Raw genomic sequence first — 21,326 nt, forward strand, 5'->3', positions numbered from 1 at the left:
TACCAAATCAGGTACCTACCCGGCTAGCCGCCCAGGGCGAGCCTGCTCAGCCGGACCGGGCGGATCTCCTCCACCAGCTTCGCCACGGCCAGCACCAGGTCGTCCGAGTGCCGCGGGCCGACGATCTGCAAGCCGACCGGCCAGCCGCTCTCGGTGATCCCGACCGGCACGCTGATCGCCGGCTGCTGGGTCATGTTGAACGGGTAGGTGAACGGCGTCCACTCCGGCCAGCTCGACATGCCACTGCCGGGCGGTACCTCGTGCCCGGCCTCGAACGGCGGGATGCCGACGGTCGGCGTGATGAGCACATCGAACCGGGTGTGGAACTCGCCCATCAGGATGCCCAGCGCGGCCCGCTCCGCGGTGGCCGCCAGGTAGTCCGCGGCCGAGAAAGTCTTGCCCTGCTCCCAGACTCGCCGCAGCCCAGGGTCCACTTTGTCCTCAGAACCGGGCGGGAACGTATTGAGCCACTGCGCCGCGCCGGTTGACCACAGGACGTCGAACGCGTCCTTCGGGTCCGCGAAACCCGGGTCGGACTCCTCGATCCGCAATCCCGCGTCGTCGAGCGCGTTGACCGCCGACCGCACGAGCTGCGCGACCTCCGGGTCGACGTGCGCGTAACCCAGCGTCGGCGAAAACGCCGCGATGAGACCGCGTACGTCACGCCGCACCGCTTCGCGATAGGCACTCAGCGGCGGCGGAAGTGCCGCCGGGTCACGGTGATCGGGCAGGGCGAGCACGTCCAGCAGCAACGCCACATCGTCGACCGAGCGCGCCATCGGCCCGGCGTGCGAAAGCGGGCCGAACGGGCTCGCCGGGTACAGCGGGATGCGCCCGTGTGTCGGCTTGAGACCGACGATGCCGCAGAACGCCGCCGGGATCCGCACCGAGCCGCCGCCGTCGGTGCCGACCGACAGCTCACCCATCCCGGCCGCGACCGCCGCCGCGCTACCACCGCTGGAACCACCGGAAGTCAGCGACGTGTCCCACGGATTCCGCGTGATACCAGTGAGTTCACTGTCGGTGACCCCCTTCCACGCAAGCTCGGGGGTGGTCGTCTTGCCGAGCAGCACGAGGCCGTTTTCGCGCAGCCGCGCGGTGACCGGGCTGTCGACATCCCACTGCTGATTCCGGTCGATGCTGGTGGAGCCACGCAGTGTGGGCCAGCCGCTGGTGAGGAACATGTCCTTGATCGACGTCGGGACCCCGTCGAGCCAGCCGATCGGATTCCCTTCCCGCCAACGGGTTTCCGACGCTTTCGCGCCTTCCAGCGCGACCTCACGGTCAACCAGGCAGAAGGCGTTGACTTCACCGTCCCGTTCCTCGATCGCCCGCAAGGCGGCCTCGGTCGCCTCGACCGGCGAGATCTCACCGGTCGAGTAAGCAGCGACGAGCTCACTCGCCGTCAACAGGGTGCTCATCTTGCTCCTCAGTATCCTGCGGGACACCCGCACCCGCTCGGCACCGGCAAGCAGGCTGCGCAATTGTGGCTCACCGCTGCCTCCTCAGTGCCCCGACGGCACGTAGCCCAACTGTTTGTCCACGACATTACGAAGCGGCAGGTCAGTCTGCCAGCGTTCGAAGTTGTCCGCGAACACCTCGACCAGCGTGTTGCGCCAGCCGGCGAAATCACCCGACATGTGCGGCGAGACGAGCACGTTCGGCAATGTCCACAGTGGATGGTCGGACGGCAGCGGCTCGGTCTCGAACACATCCAGTGCGGCCCCGGCGATCCGGCCGTCCCGCAGTGCCTGGACCAGATCGCTCGTCACGACCAGTTCACCGCGACCGACGTTGACGAACCGCGCTGTCGGCTTCATCGCGGCGAACGCGGCCCCGTCGAACAGTCCCTTGGTCTGCTCGGTCAGCGGCGCGACGGCGATCACGTAGTCGAACTCGGGCAGCACCCGGACAAGATCGGCGGAGGCGTACACCGTCCCGAAATCCGGGTCATCGTCGCGGGCCCTTCGGCCCATCCCGGACACCGGCATGCCGGCGGCCCGCAACAGCCGCGCGATCGCCCGCCCGATCGGGCCGGTGCCGACCACGAGCGCACGGCGGCCCGCGACCCGTTCGCTTTCCCGGTGCTGCCACCGGCGCTCGCGCTGCAGGTCCAGCGAGCGTGACAGATCCTTGGCGAAGGCGATCACCACGCCGAGCACGTACTCGGCGATCGAGCTGTCGAACACCCCACGCGAATTGGTCAAGATCACTTCGCTGTCCCGCAGCTCGGGGAACATCACCGGATCGACCCCGGCGCTCGCGATGTGCACCCACCGGATCCGGTCGGCGGCATGCCAGGCAGCCGGCACCGCGCCGGACAGGAAATCGTAGACGAACAGCGCGTCGGCTCCGCGCAGCGCCTCAGCCAGGCCCTTTTCATCGGTGTAACGAACGTCCGCCGCGGATTCGATGGAGTCCATGTCCGGGGGACGCTGGTCACCGCATAGCACGGTCAACACCGTTGTCTTCGGCCCGATCACGTTGACACGGTATGAGCCGCTCGTATGATTGTCAACAATCCGAGGGTCCACCCCGGAGGCCTTCTTCCAGAGCGTTACCTTCGGAGCCGAGCCTTGGATCTGGACTTCCCTGCCTTCGACGGGCCGCTGGCCCAGCGGGGCATCGGCGTCATCGCGCCGTTCGACCTGGCGCTGGAGCGCGAGCTCTGGCGCTGGGTACCGATGGAGGTGTCACTGCACCTCGCCCGCACCCCGTACGAGCCGGTACCGGTCAGCATGGAAATGGCGCAGCTGGTCAGCAACAGCGCGCACCTGGCTGCCGCGACACGCGACGTACTGCACGTCGAGCCCGAGGTGGTCGCGTACCTGTGCACCTCGGGCAGCTTCGTCAACGGCATCGACTACGAACGTTCGCTGTGCAAGGCGATCTGTGACGCCGGCGCCCCGGAGGCGGTGACCACGTCGGGCGCGCTCGCCGAGGTGCTGGACCAGCTGGACGTGCGCCGCGTCTCGGTGATCACGCCGTACGACGCGGACCTGACCGGGAAGCTGCACGACTTCCTCGCCGAGATGAACGTGGAAACGCTGTCCAGCGAACATCTCGGGCTCGGTGGCGGCATCTGGAAGGTCAGTTACCGGACGATCGCCGAGCGCATTTTCAGCGCCGACCATCCCGACGCCGAGGCGATCTTCGTCAGCTGCACGAACCTGCCGACCTACGATCTGATCGAGCCGCTGGAGGCCGCGCTCGGCAAGCCGGTGCTGACCGCGAACCAGCTGACCATGTGGGCCTGCCTGAAAAGGATGGCGCTGCCCATCGTCGGTCCCGGAAAATGGCTCAAGGACGTATCGTAGGATTGTCGACAACCTACACGGGAGGTCACGTGCCGACGATCGGTTTCATCTACCCGGATCACGCCGCGGAAGACGATTACCCGTTCGCCGAAGGGTTGCTGGGCGACCGGTACGCGCTGCCGGTCGCCCACATCTACGGCACCGATCTGCACGCGGTACCCGAGCTGCTCGACCTGGGCAGCGAGCGGCGGCTCGCCGACGGTGCCGCGCTGCTGGCCGAGCACACACCGGACGCCGTGGTCTGGGCCTGTACGAGCGGCAGTTTCGTGTACCAGTGGGACGGGGCACACGAGCAGGTCGAGAAACTCGCTGCCGCCGCGGGCAAACCGGCGTCGAGCACGTCCTTCGCCTTTGTGCGGGCGGCGGAAAAGCTGGGGTTGAAACGGGTTGCGGTGGCGGCGAGCTATCCCGACGACGTGGCGAAGTTGTTCGTCGAATTCCTGTCCAGGGCGGGGATCGAGATCGTCGCGATGTCCAGTGAGGACATCGACACCGCGGCCGAGGTGGGCCGGCTCTCGCCGGACGCCGTCATCGAGCTCGCGGTCAGCCATGATCATCCGGACGCCGATGCGGTGCTCATCCCTGATACCGCAATGCGCACACTGGATGTGCTCAACACCATCGAAGAACGACTCGGCAAGCCGGTACTGACGGCCAACCAGGTCACCATCTGGGAAGGTCTGCGCCTGGCGGGCGAAGTGCCCGAGTCCGCTGCACTGGGGGCACTTTTCAGATGACCATAGCCAAAATCGAGCCGGTCAACCGGGAATCGACCGCCGCGATCATCGCCCGCCAGCTGCGTGAGGCGATCATGAACGGTTCATTGCCGCCCGGCACTCAGCTCGGTGAAAGCGAACTCGCCGCCCAATTCCAGGTGTCGCGCGGGCCGCTGCGCGAAGCGATGCAGCGGCTGGTCTCGGAAGGGTTGCTGCGCAGCGAGCGGCACCGCGGGCTGTTCGTGATCGACCTGGAGCCCGAGGACGTCCAGGACATCTACTCGGCACGCCTCGCGATCGAGCGCGCGGCGCTGCTCCGCATCCTCAAGCGGGATTCACGGGCCCAGGCGGCGGATCTGCTCGACGCGGTGGTGGACGAAATGGCCGCGGCGACGGAAATCGAGGACTGGGACGCGGTTTCCGCCGCCGACACCCGTTTTCACGAAGTGCTGGTGGAGGCGGCCGGCAGCAAGCGGCTCCTGCGGATGTCACGGACGCTGCTGATCGAGACGCGGATGTGCGTGTCCGCGTTGCGGTTGACCTACGGCGAGGACGAGGAACGGGTCACCGAACATCGGGAGCTCACGGCAGCCATCCGCGCGGGCCGGCACCACCGCGCGATTCCGTTGCTGGAATCCCATATGGAAGACGCGGTGGGCCGCCTCGCACCGGGAACCAGCCTGCTCGCGTGAGCAGGCTGGTTGATCCCTACTGTGCCGTTCGTTACCAATCCGACTGCAGCCACGGCGGAAGCGGGTGTCTATAAGCAGACCGGCTGCGGACCGTGTCCGCCTACTTTCGGTCGGATTGGTAACCGCCGAGAGCGTCCGCGATCGCGGTACCCAACTCCGCGGTCGTCGCCTTGCCGCCGAGGTCCGGCGTCGCCACTTCGCCTGCGGCCAGTACCTTTTCGACCGCCGTGGACACGGCCCGCGCGGCGTCGAGCTCACCGAGATGCTCGAGCAGCATCGACCCGGCGAGAATCTGCGCCACGGGGTTCGCAATCCCTTGCCCCGCAATGTCCGGCGCGCTGCCGTGCACCGCTTCGAACATCGAGGGGTGCTCGCGGGCGGGGTTGATGTTGCCCGAAGGCGCCATGCCGAGCCCGCCGGTGACCGCCGCCGCGAGGTCGCTCAGGATGTCACCGAACAGGTTCGACGCCACCACGACATCGATCCGTTCCGGCTGCTGCACCATGCGCGCGGCGAGCGCGTCGATATGGCACTGTTCACTGTGGACATCCGGGTAGCCGGCCGCGATCTCGGCGAATATCTCGTCCCAGAACGGCATCGTGTGGATGATCCCGTTCGACTTGGTCGCCGAAACGACGTTCCCTGAACGAGTTCGCGCCAGTTCGAAGGCGTACCGGATGATCCGCTCGACGCCGACCCTGGTGAACACCGACTCCTGCACGGCGAACTCACCCGCACCCGAGCCGTGACGGCCGCCGATCGTGGAGTACTCGCCCTCGGAATTCTCGCGGACGATCACCATTTCCAGTTCCTCGGCCCCGCGCCCGGCGAGCACGGAAGTCGTGCCGGGCAGCAGTCGTACCGGCCGCAGGTTCACGTACTGGGCGAACGCCCGGCGCACCGGAATCAGCAGGCCCCACAACGAAACGTGGTCGGGCACGCCCAGAAATCCGACCGCGCCGAGCAGGATCTGGTCGAAGCCGGCGAGTTGCTCGATCCCGTCGTCCGGCATCATCGTGCCGGACGTGGCGAACCGTTCACAGCTCCAGTCGAATTCTGTCCACTGTAGACTGAATCCGTACTGCCCCGCGGCGCGGTCGAGTACCTTGCGAGCCTCGATCTGGACGTCGACGCCGATGCCGTCCCCGGGGATGCTCGCGATGCGGTAGTCACTCACAGGGCGACCGCCACGTACTTGATCTCCAGGAATTCGTCGATCCCGACGGCACCGCCCTCGCGGCCGAGCCCGGACTGTTTCACGCCACCGAACGGCGCGGCTGGGTTCGACACGATGCCCTGGTTGAGCCCGATCATCCCGGCGTCCAGGTTCTCCGACACTCGCAACGCGCGCTTGAGATCGTTCGTGTAGACGTAGCTGACGAGGCCGTACTCGGTGTCGTTGGCGGCGGTCACCGCCTCTTCCTCGGTGTCGAACACGGAAATCGGCGCCACCGGGCCGAAAATCTCCTCGGCGGCCATCCGCGCGTCGCCCGGCACGTCGGTCAGCACGGTGGCCTGGTAGAAGTGGCCGGGACCGTCCACAGTGGCCCCACCGGTGAGCACCTTCGCCCCGCGCTCGGTCGCATCCCGCACCAGTTCGGTCACCTTTCGCACCGCGTCTTCGTCGATCAGCGGGCCGACCACGACGCCCGGTTCGGTGCCACGTCCCATCGGCAGCGCGGACATGCGCTCGGTCAGCCGCCGCGCGAACTCGCCGGCGACACCACGCTGCACGTAGAACCGGTTGGCCGCGGTGCACGCCTCGCCGATGTTGCGCATCTTCGCCTGCATCGCGCCGTCGACCGCCGCGTCCAGATCAGCGTCGTCGAACACGACGAACGGCGCGTTGCCCCCGAGCTCCATCGACGTGCGCAAAACCTTGTCCGCACACTGTTCCAGCAGTTTGCGACCGACCACCGTGGACCCGGTGAACGACAGCTTGCGGGCCCGGCCGTCGCGGATCAAGGGCTCCATCACCCCGCCGGGGTCGGAGGTGGTGACGACGTTGAGCACCCCGGCGGGCAGCCCCGCCTCGGTGAGGATCTCGGCGAGCGCGAGCATCGACAGCGGGGTCTGCTCGGCCGGCTTGATCACCATCGTGCAGCCGGCGGCGATCGCGGGACCGATCTTGCGCCCACCCATCGCCATCGGGAAGTTCCACGGTGTGATCAGCAAGGTCGGCCCGACCGGCTGCTTCGTGACGAGGAACCGGCCGCTGCCGTTGGGCGCGACCTGGTACCCGCCGTCGATCCGCACAGCCTCTTCGGAAAACCAGCGGAAGAACTCGGCGGCGTAAGCGATTTCACCCTTCGCCTCGGCCAGCGGCTTGCCCATTTCCAGCGTCATCAACAGGCCGAGGTCCTCGACCCGGGCGTTGAGGAGCTCGTAGGCGCGGCGCAGGATTTCACTGCGCTCGCGCGGCGCGGTGCGTCCCCAGTCGGCCTGTGCGGCAACGGCCGCGTCGAGTGCCGCTTTACCGTCCTCGGGTGTCGCGTCGGCGACCTCGCACAGCTTGGTCGCGGTGGCCGGATCTTCGACGGCGAGCGTCCTCCCTCCGGCGGCAGGCACCCACTTTCCGCCGATGAACAACTCCTTGTGCACGGCTTCGACCACACTGGTCTCGCTCACGTCCGCCTCCGCATCGATTGCGCCCTTGTCGGGAGCCATGCTATGGATATTGTCAACAATCTACAACCCACATCCCCAAACCGCGTCGAGGAGTAGCTCCATGGCCCAGCTGTCCCCTCTGCTCAAGCAAGCCACTCCGGTCGTCGTCGACCACGGCGAAGGCGCCTACCTGTACGACGTCGACGGCAACCGGCATCTCGACTTCACCGCCGGCATCGGCGTCACCAGCACCGGCCACTGCCACCCGAAGGTCGTCCGTGCGGCACAGGAACAGATCGGCAAGCTCATCCACGGGCAGTACACCACCGTCATGCACCAGCCGCTGCTCAAGCTTGTCGAGCGCCTCGGGGACGTGCTGCCTCCCGGCCTCGATTCGCTGTTCTTCGCCAACTCCGGCAGCGAGGCCGTCGAAGCCGCGCTTCGCCTTGCCCGGCAGGCGACCGGACGGCCGAACGTGATCGTCTTCCAGGGCGGGTTCCACGGCCGGACCGTCGCCGCCGCGACCATGACGACGTCGGGCACCCGGTTCAGCGCGGGCTTCTCGCCGCTCATGGCGGGCGTGCACGTCGCGCCGTTCCCGTACGCCTACCACTACGGGTGGGACGAGCAGACCGCGACGAAGTTCTGTCTGCGCGAGCTGGACTACCTGTTCGCCACCATCAGCTCGCCCGGCGAAACCGCCGCGTTCTTCGTCGAACCGGTTCTGGGCGAAGGCGGCTACGTGCCCGCGAACACCGAATTCATGCAGGGATTGCGGGAACGCGCGGACGAGCACGGCATCCTGCTCGTCCTCGACGAGATCCAGACCGGTTTCGGGCGGACCGGGAAGTTCTGGGGCCACGACCACTTCGACATCCGGCCCGATGTCGTGACCATCGCCAAGGGCCTGGCCAGCGGCTTCCCACTGTCGGGCATCGCGGCATCACAGGAGCTGATGGCCAAGGCGTGGCCCGGCTCCCAGGGCGGCACCTACGGCGGAAACGCGGTTTCGTGCGCCGCGGCACTGGCCACTTTGGACGTCATCGAAGAAGAGGGCCTCGTCGCCAACGCGGCGGCACGCGGACAGCAATTGCTCGAAGGCGCCAGGCTGATCGGTGACAAGACCCCGGAAATCGGCGACGTGCGCGGCCTTGGCCTGCTTGTCGGCACGGAGTTCACCACGGCCGACGGCAAGCCGGACAACCCGACCGCGCAGGCCGCGCAGCGGGAAGCCGCGCGGCGGGGGCTGCTGATGCTCACCTGCGGCGCGTACATGAACGTGGTCCGGATGATCCCGCCGCTGGTGGTCAGCGCCGAGCAGATCGACGATGCGCTCGGCATCTGGGCCGAGACCGTCACCGCCGTCACCAAGAACTGAGGAGAACCGTGGCCCGCTACATCACTATCAGCCTCGACAAGCGCGGCGTGTCCTGCCGGGCCGTGTTACTGGACCGGGAGGCACCTCGCACGTGCGAGGCAGTCTGGAACGCGCTGCCGCAAAGCGGTGCGGCCTATCACGCGAAATACGCGCGAAACGAGGTATACACGCTGGTCCCGCCATTCGCACAGCCGAAACCGGGTCGCGAAAATCCGACGGTGACCCCCATTCCGGGCGATGTCGTTTATTTCGGTTTCGAAGCGTGGGAGATCGGAAATCCGGCATACGGTTACGAGGATTCCAGCGAGGCGCACAGCGATCAGGGCGCGACCGATCTGGCAATTTTTTACGGGCGAAACAATCTGCTGATCAACGGGGATGCCGGCTGGGTTCCGGGCAACGTTTTCGCCACGATTGTCGAAGGCCTCAGCGAAATGGCGGCTGCGGCACAGGACCTGTGGCTGCGTGGGGTCGAGGGCGAGACGCTGTCTTTCGCGCGGGCGAACTGACGGGGGCGCCGAGTGTCCGTCACCCCTTCGTGTGAACTGAGCCAAATCACCAATAGCTCCAACGCTTTCACTCGTTCGGGACCGCGTGGCGCCTGGATGTCGCATCAAGATCACCATCGTCGCATGTCACCGATCTGGGTGGCACTACCGCCCGTGGGGTGTGTTCCGTGCGTAACCCCACCAAGATCCACGAAAGTGTTACGCCGCTAAGCTGAAAGGATTTCATCGCCCAGCGGCAGCGTACCGCTGATGCGCCGAAGGCTCGTTGACAACAGATCGGCATTGGTGGAAATCTCGTGCTCGCTTTCGAAAGCAAGGGCACATTCGCAAGTATCGATTCCGTTAAGGAGCAACACCAATGCACGCCTTCTACTACCACCACTGCCACGACATTCTCACCGGCGCCGTGGCACACCTGGCGCATTTCCTCGGCTGGCTGGTCTGATCCGCGAATAGCCTGACTGCGGGGCCGGGACGAATTGGCGCGGACCGGCCCCGCGCGTATTTGCCGGCATGCTCGCGAGGCAGGCCGGCTCGCTCCCCGGGCATCCGTCACCGGCGCCGTACTACGCTGCGACAAACGGCAGTGTGGTTCGGGAGAGGCGGGTGCACGTCATGGAGGACGCCGCGGCACGGTTCGCCGGGATCGTCGGCGATCGCAACCTGCTGACAGGCGACCAGGTCAGCGAGGACTACGCGCACGACGAGTCGCTCACGTGCGACCCGCGCAAACCGGCTCACGTGGCCAAACCTGCCACCGCCGAAGAGGTTGCGGCGTTGCTGGTCGCGGCAGCCGAGCACGACGTTCCCGTAACGGCGCGCGGTTCCGGCAGCGGTTTGTCCGGCGGGGCACGGCCTCGCGCGGACGGGCTGGTCATCTCGTTCGAGCGGATGAACGCGGTGCTCGAGGTCGACACCGCGAACCAGGTCGCGGTCGTGCAACCCGGCGTGACGCTCGCGGAACTGGACGCGAAAACATCCGCCGTGGGCTTGGCGTACACGGTGTACCCCGGCGAGCTGAGCGCGAGTATCGGTGGCAACGTCGGCACCAACGCGGGCGGCATGCGGGCCGTGAAGTATGGCGTCACCCGCCACAATATCCTTGGCCTGCAAGCGGTTCTGCCGACTGGCGAGATCATCCGCACCGGTGGCAAGACGTCGAAGGTCTCCACGGGCTACGACCTCACTCAGCTGATCATCGGCTCGGAAGGCACGCTCGCGCTCGCCACCGAGGTGATCGTCAAGCTCTACCCACGGCTCGCGCACAGCGCGACGCTGCTCGCTCCATTCGGGGACCTGACGCAGGTCATGGAAGCCGTTCCGGTGCTCTTGGCGAGCGGGCTGGCGCCGAACATCCTCGAGTACATCGACAATCTGACGATGGCGGCGATCACCTACCACGAACAGCTGTCTCTTGGTGTGCCAGAAGAGATCCAGCAGGCGACGCAGGCCTATCTCGTGGTGGGATTGGAAAACCGGGACGGTGACCGGCTCGATGGCGATGCCGGGCGTGCCGGGGAACTACTCGCCGAACTCGGGGCCACTGATGTCTATGTTCTTGACGGCGGCTCGGCCAGGAAACTCATCGAGGCGCGAGAAAAGGCTTTCTGGACCGCGAAGGCGGCGGGTGCCGACGATGTGATCGACGTCGTCGTGCCGCGTTCGGAGATGCCGGGTTTCCTCGCCAAGGCACGGGAATTGGCGCTGGCCGCCGAGGCCGGCGCGGTGGGTTGCGGGCACGCCGGTGACGGGAACGTGCATCTGGCGATCTTCTGCAAGGACCCGGACAAGCGGCACCGGTTGTTGCACGACATCTTCGCCGCCGGCATAGCGTGCGGTGGCGCGATTTCCGGTGAACACGGTATCGGGCAGGCGAAGCGGCAGCACTTCGTCGACCTGGAAGATCCCGCGAAGCTGGCGCTCATGCGGCGCATCAAGCAAGCTTTCGATCCCACCGACATACTCAATCCCGGCGTCCTTTTTTGATGAGGAGCACCATGAACGGCGCGCAGTCCCTGATCCGTACGCTCGTCGACTCCGGGGTGGAGGTGTGCTTCTCGAATCCCGGCACGTCGGAAATGCATTTCGTCGCCGCGCTCGACAGCGTTGATGCCTCCGGTGGACGTGAAATGCGTGGCGTGCTCTGCTTGTTCGAAGGTGTCGTGACCGGTGCTGCCGACGGTTATGCTCGTATCGCGGGAAAGCCGGCGGCGACGCTGTTGCATCTGGGGCCGGGGCTGGGGAATGGCTTGGCAAACCTGCACAACGCCCGTCGTGCGCACACACCGATCGTCAACATCGTCGGCGATCACGCCACCTACCACAAGAAATACGACGCACCCCTCGAGTCGGACATCCCGGCACTGACGGGTTGGCTGCAGGGTTGGACGCGGGAATCCGACAGCGCCGCGGATGTGGGCGCGGATGCGGCTGCGGCTGTTGCCGCGTCGATGGACCCGCCCGGCCGCGTGGCCACGCTCGTCCTGCCCGCCGACATTTCGTGGGGCGATGGTGGGACGGTGGTCGGGCCGATCCCGCCGCGTAAACCGCATGCCGTTTCCCCCGCGGCGGTAACGTCGATTGCCGAGGTGTTGCGTTCGGGAGAGCAGGTCGCGCTGCTGATCGGCGGTCCTGCTTGTGGTGAAGCGGGTTTGCGCGCGGCCAGCCGTATCGCGAGTGCGACGGGTGCGAAGCCGTTCCTGGAAACTTTTCCCGCGAGGTTGACACGCGGTGCGGGGCTGCCGAACTTCGAACGGCTTGGTTACCTTGCCGAGCAAGCTTCCTATCAGCTGGCAGGCACGAAACACTTGGTCCTGGTGGGCGCGAAGACCCCGGTCTCGTTTTTCGCTTACCCTGGCAAACCCAGCGATCTCGCGCCCGAAGGCGCGCAGGTGCACACGCTCGCGGAACTCGACCACGATATCGTCGGTGCACTCGAAGCACTCGCGGACGAAATCGCACCCGATGTCGAGCCGGTACTGCACGAAGCGGCCCGGCCCACGCTGCCGAACGGTCCGCTCACCCCGCAAAACTGGGTCGACGTGATCGGCGCACTATTGCCCGAAAACGCCATCATTTCCGACGAGGCCAACACTTCCGGATTGTTGTTGCCGACCGCAACCGCAGGCGCCCCACGGCACGACGTACTCACCTTGACGGGCGGCGCGATCGGACAGGGCCTGCCCGTCGCCACCGGTGCCGCCATCGCCGCCCCGGACCGGCCGGTGATCGCACTACAGGCGGACGGCAGCGCGCTGTACACGATCTCGGCACTCTGGACACAGGCGCGGGAAAACCTCAACGTCACCACGGTTGTGCTGAACAACCGGGCATACGCCATCCTGCGAATGGAACTGCAACGAGTCGGCGCAGAACCCAACGGCCCCAAGGCAAACGAACTACTCGACCTTGCCCGGCCCGACATCGACTTCGTGAAAATCGCCGAAGGCATGGGCGTCCCCGCAACGAAGGCCACCACCGCCGAAGAACTGGCGGAACAATTCCAAGCCGCCATAAGGGAACCAGGTCCCCACCTCATCGACGCAGCAATCCCCTCGCTGCTGTAGCGAAGAGGGCTTGAGAAGCCACCCAACTCGACCACCTCGACAAGGTGACGTCCCGTTGGGCCAGTCATCCCGGAGCCAGCCCGCCGGCGAGGCAGGTCGCCTTTTGCTGCACGGCGGCGGATTGAAGTTTCTCCCCATCCCCCAAAAGAAAGAGGCGCCCTTCCCCCCGTGGAAGGGCGCCTCTACCCCCGGCTTATTCGAAAATTTCGCCGTTTTCCGCCTTTTTCACCAGGGACTCCGGTGGCTGGAAACGGTCACCATAACGCTCGGCCAAGTCTCGGGCCCGGGCGACGAAACCTGCCAGTCCACCCTCGTACTGGTTCATATATTGGACGACTCCGCCGGTCCACGCTGGGAAACCGATACCGAAGATCGAGCCGATGTTCGCGTCCTGAACGGAGGTCAGTACGCCCTCATCGAGACATTTTACCGTCTCGAGTGCTTCGGCGAAAAGCATCCGTTCCTGCAAATCCTTGAACGGTACCTGCCCGCTCCCCGAGTTGAACGCCTCCCGCAACCCCGGCCACAAACGGGCCCGCTTCCCGTCAGCGTATTCGTAGAAACCGGCACCCGTGGAGCGGCCCTTGCGGTCGAATTCGTCGAGCATCCGGTCGACGACGGCTTCCGACGGGTGCGCAATCCAGGTGCCACCCGCAGCCTCAACGGCGGCACGGGTTTCCTGCCGGATCTTTCGCGGCAGCGTCAAGGTCAACTCGTCCATCAACTGGAGCGGCGGCGCCGGATAACCGGCCTGCGAACCGGCTTGCTCGACCGAAGCCGGTTCGACACCTTCACCGACCGCAGCGACCGCCTCATTCAGGAACGTGCCGATAACCCGCGACGTGAAGAAACCGCGACTGTCATGCACGACAATCGGCGTCTTCTTGATTTGCAAAGTGTAGTCGAAGACCTTGGCCAGGGTGGCATCCGAAGTCTTCTCCCCGCGGATGATCTCCACCAGCGGCATCTTGTCCACCGGCGAGAAGAAATGGATGCCGATGAAATCTTCCTGCCGCCGCACGCCCTGCGCGAGTCCCGTAATAGGCAGGGTCGACGTATTCGAGCCGAGCACGGCGTCCGGATTCACAATCTCTTCGATTTCACCGAAAACCTTGTGCTTGAGCTCCTGGCTCTCGAACACCGCCTCGATCACGAAATCCACGCCAGCGAAGTCCGCCGGATTGGCCGTCGGTTTGATACGCGCCAGCAACGCGTCCGACTTCTCCTTCGTGGTCTTGCCCCGGGAAAGCGCTTTCTCCTCGAGCTTGACCGCGTAGCCCTTGCCCTTGTCCGCCGCCTCCTGCGAGACGTCCTTGAGCACGACGTCGATCCCGGCCTTGGCCGAAACATATGCGATCGCGGCACCCATCATGCCGGCCCCGAGTACACCGACCTTTTTCGCCGTGTACTTCTCGTAACCCTCAGGCCGCGAGCCACCGGAATTGATGTGCTGCAGATCGAAGAAGAACGCCTTCGTCATGTTCTTCGCGACCTGCCCGATCGCCAGGTTGACGAAGTACCGCGTCTCGATCAGGCTGGCGGTCTCGACGTCGACCTGCGCGCCCTCCACCGCGGCGGCCAGGATCGCCCGCGGCGCGGGCATCGGCGCACCCTTGAGCTGCTTGCGCAGGTTCGCCGGGAATGCGGGCAGGTTCGCCGCGAACGACGGATTCGACGGCGTACCACCGGGAATCTTGTAACCCTTGACATCCCACGGCTGCACGGCCTCAGGATTTGCCTTGATCCATTCCTTGGCCTTCGGCAGCAATTCGTCCACAGTAGACACGATCTCGTGCACCAGGCCGAGTTCCCGCGCCTTGGCGGGCTTGTGCCGCTGCCCTTGCGCCAGCCAGTTCAGCACCGCGTTCTGGATGCCCACCAGCCGCACCGTCCGGACGACACCGCCACCGCCAGGCAGCAAACCGAGCGTGACCTCCGGAAAACCGAGCTGCACCCCGGGCACGTCCGCGACGATCCGGTGATGCGTGGCCAGGGTGAGTTCCAGGCCACCGCCCAGCGCTGCCCCGTTGATCGCGGCGACGACCGGCTTGCCCAGCGTCTCCAGCCGGCGCAGGTACGCCTTCATTTCGTTGGTGCTGTTGGTGATCGCCTCGGCGTGCTCGGGCCTCAACTGGATCAGATCGTTGAGATCACCGCCCGCGAAGAAAGTCTTCTTCGCCGACGTGAGCACCACACCGGTGATCGAGTCCTTTTCGGACTCCAGCCGCTGCACGGTCTGCGCGAGGGACTCCAGGAAGTCACCGTTCATGGTGTTCGCCGACTGGTTCGGATCGTCCAAAGTGAGCACGACGATACCGTCGGAGTCCTTGTCCCACTTGATGGTATTGGTCATGCTCACACCCGCTCGATGATCGTGCCGATACCCATGCCGCCGCCGACGCACAGCGACAGCAGCGCGCGCCGCTCCTGGCGCCGCTCCAGCTCGTCGACCATGGTGCCCAGGATCATCGCACCGGTCGCGCCGAGTGGGTGCCCCATCGCGATCGCGCCACCGTTGACGTTGACCTTCTCCTCGGGCAGTTTCAGGTCCTTGATCCACTTCAACACCACTGACGCGAACGCCTCGTTCAGTTCGAACAAGTCGATGTCGTCGATGGTCAGGCCCGCTTTCGCCAGCACCTTCTTCGTCGCCGGTGTGGGACCGGTGAGCATGATCGTCGGGTCGGAACCGGTGATCGCTCCCGACACGATCCGCGCCCGCGGCGTCAGTCCGAGATCCTTGCCGACCTGTTCGTCACCGATGAGCACCAGCGCGGCACCGTCCACAATGCCCGACGAGTTTCCGCCGGTGTGCACGTGCTCGATCTTTTCCACCGAGTGGTACTTCTGCAGCGCCACCGCGTCGAAACCGCCGAACTCGCCGATCGTCTCGAACGCCGGCTTGAGCTTCGCCAGGCTCTCCACCGTGGTGCCGGGGCGGCGATGCTCGTCGTGGTCGAGGATCGTGACGCCGTTGATGTCCTTCACCGGCACCACGGACTTCACGAAGTACCCACCCGACCACGCTGCCTCGGCCTTCTCTTGCGAGCGGACCGCGAACCGGTCGACGTCCTCGCGTGAAAAGCCTTCGATCGTGGCGATCAGGTCGGCACCGATGCCCTGCGGCACGAAATAAGTGTCGTAGTTCGTGGCCGGGTCGGTGTACATCGCACCGCCGTCGGAGCCCATCGGCACGCGCGACATCGACTCCACGCCGCCCGCGATGATCAAGCTCTCCCAGCCCGAACGAACCCGTGCCGCGGCCTGGTTCACCGCCTCGAGCCCCGACGAGCAGAACCGGTTGAGCTGCACGCCCGCGACCGTGTCCGGCAGGCCGGACGCCATCGCCGCGGCACGCGCAATGTCCCCGCCTTGATCACCGATCGGGCTCACGACGCCCAGCACGATGTCATCGATCCTCGCCGGATCCAGCCCGGGATGGCGCGCCTTGAGCTCCTCGATCAGACCGACCACGAGGTCGATCGGTTTGGTCCCGTGCAGGGACCCGCCCTTGTTCCTGCCACGAGGCGTGCGGATCGCCTCGTAGATGTATGCCTCGTTGCTCACACCGACGGCCTTTCCCTGGTCCAAGCTAATTGGCTAATTGCCACTAACATACTGCCCCCATAACCGCAGGTGTCAACCGTTTGCGGGGTGATGTGAGCGCGCTACAGTGGTCTCACCATGCAGCAGCATCGAAGCCGCCACGGCGACCGGAGGAACCAGCTGGCCGCAATCGCGGCCGAGCTGTTCCGCGCCCGCGGGTACCACGGGGTCGGCATCAACGACATCGCCGCGGAGGCCGGCATCACCGGCCCGGCGCTGTACCGCCACTTCGCGGACAAACAGGCCGTGCTCTCGTACGTGCTGCTGTCCGCCGTACGCGATATGGAAGTCGAGACCACGGCCGCGCTGGCCACGCTGGAGAAGCCGGTCGGCGAGCAGGTCGACCAGCTTCTGGCCCGGGTCGCCGCGGCCACGGTCGAACGCCGGGAGATCGCGGCACTGTGGCGCTGGGAGGGCCGGCATCTCGCTCCGCAGGACCAGCGCGAAGTCGGCAAGCGGTCCTCGGCAATTCTCACCGCGTGGGCGAAGGTCCTGCTCGAGGTGCGGCCACAGCTCGACGCCGAGGACGCCGAGCTGTTGTGCTGGGCCGCACTCAGCGTGTTCGGCAGCGTGTCCGTGCACCACACGACAGTGGGCAAACGTCGTTTCGTGGAGCTACTCACCGCGTTGGCCAAGCGGGTGCTCAGCGCGGACCTGCCACTCGTGACGGAGCTGCCCCAGCCCGTCAGGACGCTCGGTGTCGGTACCCCTTCACGGCGCGAGCAGGTGCTGTCGGCGGCGACGGAACTGTTCCGCCAGCGGGGTTTTCACGACGTCAGCATGGAGGACATCGGGGCCGCCGCCGGTATCGCCGGCCCGAGCGTGTACCGGCATTTCCCCAGCAAGGCGAGCCTGATCTACGCGATCGCCCGCCGTGCCAACGACCGGCTCGTGTTCGCCGCCGAAGAGATCGCCCGCAGCAGCTCAGACGAACGGGAAGCGTTGCGGCGCTTGGTGTCCTCGTATGTTCGGGTCCTCACTGGGCCGGGCGAGCTGGCCGTGTTGTTCTCAACCGACGGGGTGAATCTCGACGACGCGGAGCGTGCGGAGCTACTCCGCGTCCAGCGCGAATACGTCGCACGCTGGGTGAATTTGCTGTGCGCCCTGCAGCCCGCGTTGCTGCAGCGTGAAGCCAAGATCACCGTGCATGCGGCGCTGACGATCGCGAATGATTTCGTCCGCACCCGGCGGATCAGCTCACGCCGGAATCTCACCGCCGAGCTGGAGAACTTGCTCAGTACCGTGCTCGATCTCGGGTGACCATGTTAACCTACTGGCGAGTAGGTAATGGTTCGAAGGAGCGCGACGTGGCAACACCCCAGCGAAAGCGGGACTTGATGGGCGCCGGGCTCGCCGCACTGACCAAGCTCGCCGGCAGCAGGACGCTGGAGCGGGCCGGCCTGCGCGTCCCGGTGCAGAACCTGGTTGGGGCGGCGACGAAGAACGGTTTCCGTGCGGCGGGCGCCGCGTCGCGGGCCTTCTCCGGCAAGCGCGCGTCCGGCTCACCGGCACGGCCCGCAACGCCCGCCGACAAGGGCCTGTTCGACCTGACGCCCAGCGAAGAACAGCGGATGATCGTCGAGACGGTGTCGGAGTTCGCGGCCGAGCAGCTGCGCCCGGCCGCCGACGAGGCCGACGCGAGGCTGTCCCCACCAGACGGCCTGCTCACGCGTTCGGCTGAACTCGGCGTCAGCCTTATCGGTATTCCGGAGGAGTTGGGCGGCGCAGGCGCCGAACGGTCCGTCGTGACGAACGTGCTGATCGCGGAGGCGCTGGCGCACGGCGATCTCGGGCTGGCGGTGGCGGTCCTGGCGCCGTCCGCCGTGAGCACCGCGCTGGTGTTGTGGGGCGACGCGCAGCAGCAGGCCGACTATCTGCCGGCCTTCGTCGGCGAGAACGTGCCGGCCGCGGCCCTCGCGCTGGCCGAGGCGCGGCCGTTGTTCGACCCGTTCAAGCCGGCGACACGCGCCCGCCGCACGCCGTCGGGGTACCAGCTGGACGGCGTGAAATCGTTGGTGCCACGCGCAACGCAGGCCGAACTGTTCGTGGTGTCCGCGGATCTCGAGGGGTCACAAGGACGCTGTCCGGCGCTTTTTCTCGTCGAGTCGTCGGAGGCGGGGCTGTCGATCGAGCCGGAGCCCGCGATGGGACTGCGCGGTGCAGCGACCGGGAAACTGTTGCTGGACAAGGTAAAAGTCCCCGCCGGTGCGTTGCTGGGCTCACCGGACATGTACGCCGACGTAGTCCGGCTTTCCCGGCTGGGCTGGGCGGCGCTCGCGACGGGCACCGCGAAAGCCGTGCTGGACTACGTGATTCCGTATGTCAACGAGCGGACCGCGTTCGGCGAGCCCATCAGTCACCGGCAGGCGGTGGCGTTCTCGGTGGCCGATATCGCGATCGAACTGGAGGGCATGCGCCTGGTGACCTTGCGCGCGGCTGCGCGAGCGGAGCAGGGCAAGCCCTATGCCCGCGAGGTCGCGCTGGCCCGGAAACTGGCCACGGACAAGGGAATGCGGATCGGCAGCGCTGGGGTACAACTACTGGGCGGGCACGGGTTCACCAGGGAGCATCCGGTCGAGCGGTGGTACCGCGATCTGCGTGCGATCGGCATCGCCGAGGGTGTCGTCCTTCTCTAGAAAGGGTTTGCCGTGATCAACCTCGAACCACCGAAGAAGGCCGGCGCGCTGATCAACCAGGCGTATCAGGCGGCGTCACAGGTGCTGCGGCCGATCTCGCGCAAGTACGACCGCGCCGAGCACGCGTATCCGAAGGAACTGGACATGTTCGCCGCCGTGCTGGACGGGCTGAACTCGTCCGGCGAGGGCGGCGCGGGCGCGGCCGGTGTCCGGCGAGAATCTTCCACAGAAGACTCTTCCGGCAATCGCAATGGCCGGAACCTGAGCACGGTGCTCGGCACGATCGAAATGTGCTGGGGTGACGTGGCTTTGCTCCTGTCGATGCCGCGGCAGGGCCTTGGCAACGCGGCGATCGCGTCAGTCGCGAACGACGAACAGCTGGCACGGTTCGGGAAGTTGTGGGCGGCGATGGCCATCACGGAGCCCGACTGCGGTTCCGACTCGGCGGCGATCACCACGACCGCGGTCGAGGACGGTGATTCGTATGTCCTCAATGGAGAGAAGATCTTCGTGACCTCGGGCCAGCGCGCCGACGCGGTGGTCGTCTGGGCCACTTTGGACAGATCGGCCGGGCGCGCGGCGATCAAGTCCTTTGTGGTGGAAAAGGGAACGCCGGGTTTCGAGGTCGTCCGACTGGAACACAAGCTGGGCATTCGTGCGTCGGACACGGCGGTGCTGCGGTTCGACAATTGCCGGGTGCCGAAGGAAAACTTGCTGGGTTCCCCGGAGGTGGACACCAAGAACGGTTTCGCGGGGGTCATGCAGACCTTCGACAACACCCGGCCACTGGTGGCGGCGATGGCCATCGGCGTGGCCCGGGCGGCGCTGGAGGAAACCGCACGGATCCTGAGCGAGGCGGGCGTGGTGGTGGACTACGACAAGCCTGCGAACACCCAGCACGCGGCAGCTGCCACCTATCTGGACCTGGAAGCCGACTACGAGGCGGCTTACCTGCTGACACTGGAATCGGCGTGGATGGCCGACAACCGGAAGCCGAACTCACTCCAGGCTTCCATGGCGAAGGCCAAAGCCGGACGGTCCGTTGTGGACATCACGTTGAAGTGCGTCGAACTGGCCGGCGCGTTCGGGTACTCGGAGGACTCACTGCTGGAAAAGTGGGCCCGCGACTCGAAGATCCTGGACATTTTCGAGGGGACGCAACAGATCCAGCAGCTCATTGTGGCGCGTCGGGTGCTGGGGAAGACGTCAGCCGAGCTGAAATAGCCTGTGCGGGAACCGAATCCGCCCGGTCGCCAGGTCGCAGCGGGACCGCCCACTCACCCCAGGAAAGTGTCGATAAGGGGCCAAGTCGTCGTCCGCGCGTGGCGGCCGGTCAGGACACCCAGGTGACCGCCCGGGGCCAGGTGGAAATCCACCTTCGGCGAGGACGGCAGCAAACCGGTCAGGCGTTCGACCGCGCGGCGTGGGGCGATGGTGTCGGCTTCGCCCGCGACGATCAGCACCGGTACCCGCACGCCCGATAACGACACGACCCGGCCGCCGAGATCGAGCGCACCGTCAGCCAGGTCGTTCGCGCGGAAAAGCCGGTGGTACAGCTGCCCGAACGTGCGGCCGGGGTAAGCCATCATCTGCCCCATGAAACGGTCCACCGCCTCGAGTTGCGCCAGGTAGTCCCGGTCATCGAGATTCCGCAGGATCGCCAGCGGCTTCGTGATCTCCTTCTCGATCCCCGCCGCCCAGAACACGCGACCGACCACATAGGACGGTGCACCGCCCAGTAGCCGGTAGAACGGGGTCAGCAGATACCCACCGGTGATCTCGATCAGCGGACGGAACGGGGCCATCAAAGGGATCGCGGTGAAATCCACCGGCGACGCCACCGTCACGATCGACGAGATCGGCAGCTCAGGTTTGTCCGCCGCGGTCAGCAGCGAGAACAGACCACCGAGGCACCAGGCAATGACCTGCACCTCCTGCCCGCCCGCATCCTCGCTCACTTTCCGGATCGTCCGCGGCAGCACCTCGTCGATCCAGTGTTCCATCCCCAGCCGCCGGTCGGAGAACGCGACCGCGCCGTAGTCGACGAGATACGTGCGCCGCCCCTGCTCGACCAGATGCTCAACCAGGCTGCACCCGCGCCGCAGGTCGAAACACAGCGCCGGCGCGGCCAGAGGCGGCACCAGCAACACCGGCGGACCCGACGACTCGCCATGGAACCGGTACACCGACCGGTTCGGCCCCTGATCGATCAGCGTGCGCGGCATCGACCGCAGATCGGCGAGCCCGCCACGAACCTTGCCGACCACATTCGCCGCCGCAGCAGCCAGGCTCACGGGTG

Annotated in this window: 17 protein-coding genes; 10 read left to right on the forward strand and 7 right to left on the reverse strand. The window is 66.3% G+C overall.

The window, feature by feature from the left end:
* Nucleotides 1-23: 23 nt before the first annotated feature.
* Complete coding sequence (locus tag GKO32_RS30050) at nucleotides 24-1,421, reverse strand: amidase (RefSeq protein WP_154760282.1); 1,398 nt, start codon at nucleotides 1,419-1,421, stop codon at nucleotides 24-26.
* Nucleotides 1,422-1,505: 84 nt separating this feature from the next.
* Entirely contained in the window at nucleotides 1,506-2,423 is a 918-nt protein-coding gene (locus tag GKO32_RS30055; protein WP_154760307.1) for a D-2-hydroxyacid dehydrogenase, read from the reverse strand.
* Between the two features lie 153 nt (nucleotides 2,424-2,576).
* On the opposite strand from GKO32_RS30055, the gene GKO32_RS30060 reads away from it, so the two are divergent.
* The 3 genes from GKO32_RS30060 to GKO32_RS30070 are packed head-to-tail and all read left to right on the forward strand — an operon-like array spanning nucleotide 2,577 to nucleotide 4,725.
* Nucleotides 2,577-3,317: a maleate cis-trans isomerase family protein gene (locus GKO32_RS30060; RefSeq protein ID WP_154760283.1), complete on the forward strand. Its 741-nt coding sequence runs from the start codon at nucleotides 2,577-2,579 to the stop codon at nucleotides 3,315-3,317.
* A 29-nt stretch (nucleotides 3,318-3,346) separates the two neighbouring features.
* Complete coding sequence (locus GKO32_RS30065; RefSeq protein WP_312868786.1) at nucleotides 3,347-4,054, forward strand: maleate cis-trans isomerase family protein; 708 nt, start codon at nucleotides 3,347-3,349, stop codon at nucleotides 4,052-4,054.
* Nucleotides 4,051-4,725, forward strand: a complete 675-nt coding sequence (locus tag GKO32_RS30070) for a GntR family transcriptional regulator (protein WP_154760285.1) — start codon at nucleotides 4,051-4,053, stop codon at nucleotides 4,723-4,725. Before GKO32_RS30065 ends, GKO32_RS30070 begins: the two co-directional genes overlap by 4 nt.
* A gap of 100 nt (nucleotides 4,726-4,825) precedes the next feature.
* On the opposite strand, the gene GKO32_RS30075 is transcribed toward GKO32_RS30070, so the two are convergent.
* Both GKO32_RS30075 and GKO32_RS30080 read right to left on the reverse strand, forming a co-directional pair.
* The gene (locus GKO32_RS30075) at nucleotides 4,826-5,902 is read right to left on the reverse strand and encodes a tartrate dehydrogenase (protein ID WP_312868787.1); all 1,077 of its coding nucleotides are present in this window, start codon (nucleotides 5,900-5,902) and stop codon (nucleotides 4,826-4,828) included.
* Entirely contained in the window at nucleotides 5,899-7,392 is a 1,494-nt protein-coding gene (locus tag GKO32_RS30080) for an NAD-dependent succinate-semialdehyde dehydrogenase (RefSeq protein WP_154760286.1), read from the reverse strand. Before GKO32_RS30080 ends, GKO32_RS30075 begins: the two co-directional genes overlap by 4 nt.
* Nucleotides 7,393-7,453: 61 nt before the next feature.
* Here GKO32_RS30080 and GKO32_RS30085 point away from each other — a divergent pair, with 61 nt between their 5' ends.
* The 4 genes from GKO32_RS30085 to GKO32_RS30100 all read left to right on the forward strand — a co-directional run bounded on the left by GKO32_RS30085 (nucleotide 7,454) and on the right by GKO32_RS30100 (nucleotide 12,785).
* Nucleotides 7,454-8,710 carry an aspartate aminotransferase family protein gene (locus GKO32_RS30085; RefSeq protein ID WP_154760287.1) on the forward strand — a complete coding sequence of 419 codons (1,257 nt, stop codon included), beginning with the start codon at nucleotides 7,454-7,456 and terminating at the stop codon, nucleotides 8,708-8,710.
* A gap of 8 nt (nucleotides 8,711-8,718) precedes the next feature.
* Nucleotides 8,719-9,219, forward strand: coding sequence for a DUF3830 family protein (locus GKO32_RS30090; RefSeq protein ID WP_312868788.1), 501 nt, complete (start codon nucleotides 8,719-8,721; stop codon nucleotides 9,217-9,219).
* A 615-nt stretch (nucleotides 9,220-9,834) separates the two neighbouring features.
* The gene (locus tag GKO32_RS30095) at nucleotides 9,835-11,205 is read left to right on the forward strand and encodes an FAD-binding oxidoreductase (protein ID WP_154760308.1); all 1,371 of its coding nucleotides are present in this window, start codon (nucleotides 9,835-9,837) and stop codon (nucleotides 11,203-11,205) included.
* Between the two features lie 11 nt (nucleotides 11,206-11,216).
* Nucleotides 11,217-12,785: an acetolactate synthase large subunit gene (locus GKO32_RS30100; RefSeq protein WP_154760289.1), complete on the forward strand. Its 1,569-nt coding sequence runs from the start codon at nucleotides 11,217-11,219 to the stop codon at nucleotides 12,783-12,785.
* A gap of 193 nt (nucleotides 12,786-12,978) precedes the next feature.
* Here GKO32_RS30100 and GKO32_RS30105 read toward each other — a convergent pair whose 3' ends face one another.
* Nucleotides 12,979-15,138: a 3-hydroxyacyl-CoA dehydrogenase NAD-binding domain-containing protein gene (locus GKO32_RS30105; RefSeq protein ID WP_154760290.1), complete on the reverse strand. Its 2,160-nt coding sequence runs from the start codon at nucleotides 15,136-15,138 to the stop codon at nucleotides 12,979-12,981.
* A gap of 2 nt (nucleotides 15,139-15,140) precedes the next feature.
* Nucleotides 15,141-16,352 carry an acetyl-CoA C-acetyltransferase gene (locus tag GKO32_RS30110; RefSeq protein ID WP_312868790.1) on the reverse strand — a complete coding sequence of 404 codons (1,212 nt, stop codon included), beginning with the start codon at nucleotides 16,350-16,352 and terminating at the stop codon, nucleotides 15,141-15,143.
* 117 nt (nucleotides 16,353-16,469) lie between these two features.
* On the opposite strand from GKO32_RS30110, the gene GKO32_RS30115 reads away from it, so the two are divergent.
* The 3 genes from GKO32_RS30115 to GKO32_RS30125 all read left to right on the forward strand — a co-directional run bounded on the left by GKO32_RS30115 (nucleotide 16,470) and on the right by GKO32_RS30125 (nucleotide 20,251).
* Nucleotides 16,470-17,651 (forward strand): TetR/AcrR family transcriptional regulator, encoded by a 1,182-nt coding sequence (locus tag GKO32_RS30115; protein WP_154760292.1) that lies wholly within the window; start codon nucleotides 16,470-16,472, stop codon nucleotides 17,649-17,651.
* A 77-nt stretch (nucleotides 17,652-17,728) separates the two neighbouring features.
* Nucleotides 17,729-19,027, forward strand: a complete 1,299-nt coding sequence (locus tag GKO32_RS30120; protein WP_154760309.1) for an acyl-CoA dehydrogenase family protein — start codon at nucleotides 17,729-17,731, stop codon at nucleotides 19,025-19,027.
* Between the two features lie 12 nt (nucleotides 19,028-19,039).
* Nucleotides 19,040-20,251 carry an acyl-CoA dehydrogenase family protein gene (locus tag GKO32_RS30125; RefSeq protein ID WP_312868791.1) on the forward strand — a complete coding sequence of 404 codons (1,212 nt, stop codon included), beginning with the start codon at nucleotides 19,040-19,042 and terminating at the stop codon, nucleotides 20,249-20,251.
* Nucleotides 20,252-20,304: 53 nt separating this feature from the next.
* On the opposite strand, the gene GKO32_RS30130 is transcribed toward GKO32_RS30125, so the two are convergent.
* Complete coding sequence (locus tag GKO32_RS30130) at nucleotides 20,305-21,315, reverse strand: alpha/beta fold hydrolase (protein ID WP_246244940.1); 1,011 nt, start codon at nucleotides 21,313-21,315, stop codon at nucleotides 20,305-20,307.
* Nucleotides 21,316-21,326: the final 11 nt, after the last annotated feature.

Origin of the sequence: Amycolatopsis pithecellobii (assembly GCF_009707865.1) — a bacterium.
Taxonomy (GTDB): domain Bacteria; phylum Actinomycetota; class Actinomycetes; order Mycobacteriales; family Pseudonocardiaceae; genus Amycolatopsis_E; species Amycolatopsis_E pithecellobii.

Excerpts from the sequence above, each read along its gene's own strand:
- GKO32_RS30095 (WP_154760308.1), top strand. The coding sequence starts at position 9,835 with ATGGAGGACGCCGCGGCACGGTTCGCCGGGATCGTCGGCGATCGCAAC.
- GKO32_RS30120 (WP_154760309.1), top strand. The coding sequence starts at position 17,729 with ATGGGCGCCGGGCTCGCCGCACTGACCAAGCTCGCCGGCAGCAGGACG.
- GKO32_RS30085 (WP_154760287.1), top strand. The coding sequence starts at position 7,454 with ATGGCCCAGCTGTCCCCTCTGCTCAAGCAAGCCACTCCGGTCGTCGTC.
- GKO32_RS30050 (WP_154760282.1), bottom strand. The coding sequence starts at position 1,421 with ATGAGCACCCTGTTGACGGCGAGTGAGCTCGTCGCTGCTTACTCGACC.
- GKO32_RS30070 (WP_154760285.1), top strand. The coding sequence starts at position 4,051 with ATGACCATAGCCAAAATCGAGCCGGTCAACCGGGAATCGACCGCCGCG.
- GKO32_RS30080 (WP_154760286.1), bottom strand. The coding sequence starts at position 7,392 with ATGGCTCCCGACAAGGGCGCAATCGATGCGGAGGCGGACGTGAGCGAG.
- GKO32_RS30055 (WP_154760307.1), bottom strand. The coding sequence starts at position 2,423 with ATGGACTCCATCGAATCCGCGGCGGACGTTCGTTACACCGATGAAAAG.
- GKO32_RS30105 (WP_154760290.1), bottom strand. The coding sequence starts at position 15,138 with ATGACCAATACCATCAAGTGGGACAAGGACTCCGACGGTATCGTCGTG.
- GKO32_RS30115 (WP_154760292.1), top strand. The coding sequence starts at position 16,470 with ATGCAGCAGCATCGAAGCCGCCACGGCGACCGGAGGAACCAGCTGGCC.
- GKO32_RS30100 (WP_154760289.1), top strand. The coding sequence starts at position 11,217 with ATGAACGGCGCGCAGTCCCTGATCCGTACGCTCGTCGACTCCGGGGTG.